The organism is Blautia glucerasea, assembly GCF_013304385.1.
GTDB lineage: Bacteria > Bacillota > Clostridia > Lachnospirales > Lachnospiraceae > Blautia_A > Blautia_A ammoniilytica.
Window position 1 is genome coordinate 1 of the sequence record NZ_JAAITU010000082.1, and the last position, 4,722, is coordinate 4,722.

Below are 4,722 nucleotides of genomic sequence, written 5' to 3' on the forward strand. Positions count from 1 at the left end.
GAAATACGAAAAAAAGCCCAATTCTTTTTTAGAATCAGACTTTTTCAGTGCCCTTTTATGATAAAGCTTATACAAGAGCTTACACGACAGAGGTCGTGCAGGGAAAGCATGGTGTGAAAATTACAAGCCATGCATCCGTTGTGGCAGAGACAGTACAGAAGATTCTTGATGTGACGATCACATGGAAAATAGAAGCTGCTGGAAAGATTGATGCAGATATTGCAGTAACAAAAGATGATGAATTTCCGGACCTGCCAAGATTTGGTGTGAGGATGTTCCTGGATAAAAAACTTTCAGCTGCACGATACTTTGGAATGGGACCACAGGAAAGCTATTGTGACAAACATCAGGCTGCGAGCCACGGTTTGTATCATGCAAATGTAGATGATTTGCATGAGGATTATATTCGCCCACAGGAAAATGGAAGCCATTATGATTGTGAATATGTAGAGCTTAACAACAGCCGATATGGAATTGTGGTATCTGCGGAAAATGCCTTCTCATTCAATGCTTCTTATTATACGCAGGAAGAACTTGAGAAGAAAACGCATAATTATGAACTGACAGAATCAGATAGTGTAGTATTTTGCGTTGACTACGCATTAAATGGCATTGGTTCTAATAGTTGTGGTCCAGTTGTATTGGATCAGTACCGATTTGATGATGTATTATTCCGGTTCCAGTTTACGCTGATACCGTATGTAAAGGGGTAATAAAGTTTCATGTAACTCGTAAACAAAGAAGGATAGTCTGATTGCAATGTAAAGTCCGGATATACAGAGCAATCAGACAAAAACAGAGAAAAAAATATAATTAGACATCATACGGTTAGACATATTGAGATTCTAAGTGCGATGAAGATGAGGAGCAAAGAAATTCGATGGAAGAAAAAAAGTATTTGAAATGGTATAACAAAATTGGATATGGATCAGGTGATATTGCAGGTAATGTAGTCTATGCCTTCCTGACATCTTTCATGATGGTCTATCTGACGGACTCAGTAGGACTTGCTGCAGGTGTCGTAGGTACCCTGATTGCCGTATCAAAACTATTTGATGGTTTTACGGATATATTTTTTGGATCAATGATTGACAAAACACACAGTAAAATGGGAAAAGCGAAGCCATGGATGCTATACGGATACATTGGTTGTGCCATTACGCTGGTCGGCTGCTTTGCAGTACCGGTGAGTTTGGGAACAACGGCTAAATATGCATGGTTCTTTATTTCTTATACACTGTTAAATGGTGTGTTTTATACAGCAAACAATATTGCTTACTCAGCACTTACGTCACTGATTACAAAGAACAGCAAAGAGCGTGTGCAGATGGGATCTTACCGTTTTATTTTTGCGTTTTCAACAAGTCTTCTGATTCAGGCGATTACAGTTGGATTTGTAGATAAATGTGGTGGAGATGCTGCGGCATGGAGAACGGTTGCTATTATCTATGCAATCATTGGTCTTGTCATAAATACGATTTCAGCACTTTCTGTTAAGGAACTTCCTGAGGAAGAACTTAACGAAGGAGAAGTAAAGGATGATAATGAAAAGTACGGAATGGTACAGGCATTCAAGCTTCTTGTTAAAAACAAATATTACATGATGATTTGTGGAACATATATTTTACAGCAGTTATATGGTGCCATGATTGGAGCTGGCATTTATTACATGACATGGGTACTGAAAAATAAGAATTTGTTTGGACAATTTGCATGGGCAGTTAATATTCCACTGATCATTGCCTTAATTTTTACACCAACCTTAGTTGGTAAGTGGAAAGGTATGTACAAACTGAATTTAAGAGGTTATGTTTTAGCAGTCATTGGTAGAGCACTTGTTGTTATTGCCGGATATATGGGCAGTGTTCCGCTGATGATGGCGTTTACAGCTCTTGCAGCCTTAGGTCAGGGACCATGGCAGGGAGATATGAATGCAGTTATCGCATCCTGCTCTGAATACACTTATCTTACACAGGGAAAGAGAATTGACGGAACGATGTACTCTTGTACTTCTCTTGGCGTAAAAATCGGTGGAGGTATTGGAACCGCTGTTGTTGGATGGATGCTTGAGTTCAGTGGATATATCGGAACAAATGCAACTCAGCCGCAGTCTGCACTTGATATGATGCAGTTTATGTATCTTTGGCTTCCGTTAATCTTTGATGTATTGATTATGTTTGTACTTTCAAGAATGAATGTAGAAGATGCAAATATAAAACTGAAAGCAGAAAAAGAAATTGCTGCAGATGAAGTAACAGATGCATCGGACATAAATTAGAATTGACAGGAGAAAGCGTTGTCTGATCGTTGTTCGATGAGACAGTGCTTTTTTCTATATATAAAGTGATAGAACTGTATTTTGAAAATAAAAAAGGACCACTTCATTTTTGTGAAATGGCCTTAAGAAAATATTCAGTTTTCACAAAATAGTCCTTTTAGTATTTATACATGGTAAGGATGCTCAAAATATTCAGTGTAGAATACTAAAAGGTCATTCAGATATTTTTTTAGGTTGCTCATTTGCAATTCCTCCTTTCCTTATTTACAAGCTGATTATAAGATAGGTGTAAAAGAATTGCTTGCCAAATCGAAAGAAGATATAGACAAATGTTGCAAAGGGGAGTATTTCATGCAGTTAAAATATGTTGACACAAAAGAGGAGATTATAGCAATAAATAGGAAGTCAAAACATATTGAACCACATCTTCATAATGCACTGGAGATCGTTTGTGTAACAAGTGGATCATTAGAACTTGGTGTCGGACAGGAACTATACCATATGGAAAAAGGAGATATAGGCTTTGTATTTCCAGATGTTATTCATCACTATCAGGTACTGACACCCGGTGTAAATAAAGCGACGTATCTGATTGCATCGCCATTTACTATAGCCAAATTTGCAGATATCATGCAATCCATGGCTCCTGAATACCCACTCATCAAAGCGGAAAAGGTTGAAACGGAGGTATATAGGGTTATAAATGCAATTTTAGAGACAGAACAGTCGGATATTACTGTTGCACAGGCATATCTTCAAATTGTGTTGGTACGCTGCATAGGAAAATTAAATTTGGTAGAAAAGAGCAGTGTGGGGAGCAACGATCTTATTTACCAGACAGTTTCCTATATATCAGCAAATTTCAAGAAGAAGTTTTCGTTGGAAGAGATGGCAAAAGACCTGGGCGTGAGCAAATATGTTTTATCCAGACTCTTTTCCAAGACATTCCATAGAAACTTTAATCAATATCTTAACGATGCAAGGCTGAACTATGCATGCCATCGTTTGGAAAATACGAGTGATTCTATTACAAATATTTGTCTGGATAGTGGATTTGAAAGTCAGAGAACGTTTAACCGAGTATTTAAAGAAAGATATAAAATATCACCAAGTGATTATCGAAGTACTTGTGTGAAAGAGATGTTGTCATAAAAGGTTCTGTTGATCGAAATATTTACTTTGATTTTACAGTGCTATGTATTTGATTTCATGTGTGGATGATATAATATAAAAATATTTGTAGAAAAAAGAGTTTTATTCTATTATGAAAAGAGTAAGGTGTATTTTAAAGAAACAAGAAAGGCAGGGCGCATATGAACATGATAAAATCCATAATCGATTTTAATGAAAAAAAAGGATTCATCTGTGATATGGATGGTGTGATCTATCATGGCAATCAGATATTGCCAGGTGTTCCAGAATTCATCCAGTGGTTGCATGATGAAAAGAAAGAATATTTATTTTTGACAAATAATAGTGGATATACACCACGGGAATTAAATCAGAAACTGGCAAGGATGGGACTTGATGTGCCAGAAGAACATTTTTATACCAGTGCATTGGCAACAGCCGCATTTTTAAAAGAACAGGCGGCAGGCTGTTCGGCATTTGTGATAGGAGAAGCCGGCCTGTTAAATGCACTTTATGATGTAGGTATCACAATGAATGATGTAAATCCGGATTATGTTGTTGTGGGAGAGGGACGCTCCTATTCATTGGATACATTAACAAAAGCAACGAATTTAGTTCTGAAAGGTGCAAAGCTGATCGGAGCAAACTCAGATGTTTCCGGACCGATTGAGAACGGCATTGCTCCTGCTTGTCGTGCATTGATTGCACCTATAGAAATGGCAACAGGTACACAGGCATATTTCTGTGGGAAACCGAATCCACTGATGATGAGAACAGGATTGAATATGCTTGGATGTCATTCAGCAGAAGCTGTAATGGTTGGGGATCGTATGGATACAGATGTGATTTCAGGAATGGAAAGTGGTATGTCTACTGTATTGGTTCTCTCTGGATGTTCAACGAAGGATACACTCAAAACTTATGCGTATCGTCCAACTATGGTTTTAAATGGTGTGGGGGATATTGCTATGTTAGCAAAGTCAAAGGCAGAGTAATAATGAATAATCTGAAGTACTAAGAGATAAACAGAGCTTGATAGACAATCGAAAATGTGGTTGCCTCTCAAGCTCTGTTTGATTGTGTGACAGTAAAAATACCCCCCCTGCTATGCAGGGGGAGGGAAGCTCTTTAGATATAAGTAATCTCCTGTGTTAAAATAAATGTAGGTCTGCAAACCACAAATATTAAATCACAGGAGATTCATAAAATGAACGTAAATAGTTTAGCTCATACTAAATGGGAATGCAAGTACCATATTGGTGCGACCTGCGGTCGTTGCTTGAAGTGCGCGCATGCGCTATCACCTCCATTCG

At 37.8% G+C, this 4,722-nt stretch carries 3 protein-coding genes and 1 pseudogene; all 4 read left to right on the forward strand.

Features of this window, described 5'->3' with window-relative positions; translation table 11 throughout:
• Positions 1-56: 56 nt before the first annotated feature.
• Positions 57-713 (forward strand): annotated as a pseudogene (locus tag G5B11_RS18165) (beta-galactosidase small subunit); the annotation flags it as partial.
• A 167-nt stretch (positions 714-880) separates the two neighbouring features.
• Positions 881-2,278: an MFS transporter gene (locus tag G5B11_RS18170; protein WP_173729271.1), complete on the forward strand. Its 1,398-nt coding sequence runs from the start codon at positions 881-883 to the stop codon at positions 2,276-2,278.
• Between the two features lie 351 nt (positions 2,279-2,629).
• Complete coding sequence (locus G5B11_RS18175; protein ID WP_173729272.1) at positions 2,630-3,430, forward strand: helix-turn-helix transcriptional regulator; 801 nt, start codon at positions 2,630-2,632, stop codon at positions 3,428-3,430.
• Positions 3,431-3,591: 161 nt separating this feature from the next.
• A complete protein-coding gene (locus G5B11_RS18180; protein WP_004074351.1) occupies positions 3,592-4,404 on the forward strand; it encodes an HAD-IIA family hydrolase in 813 nt (270 codons plus the stop codon).
• The last annotated feature ends 318 nt before the right edge of the window (positions 4,405-4,722 follow it).

Bases quoted from the DNA above. Each gene is read 5' to 3' on its own strand.
- G5B11_RS18175 (WP_173729272.1), top strand. From the start codon at position 2,630: ATGCAGTTAAAATATGTTGACACAAAAGAGGAGATTATAGCAATAAAT.
- G5B11_RS18170 (WP_173729271.1), top strand. From the start codon at position 881: ATGGAAGAAAAAAAGTATTTGAAATGGTATAACAAAATTGGATATGGA.
- G5B11_RS18180 (WP_004074351.1), top strand. From the start codon at position 3,592: ATGAACATGATAAAATCCATAATCGATTTTAATGAAAAAAAAGGATTC.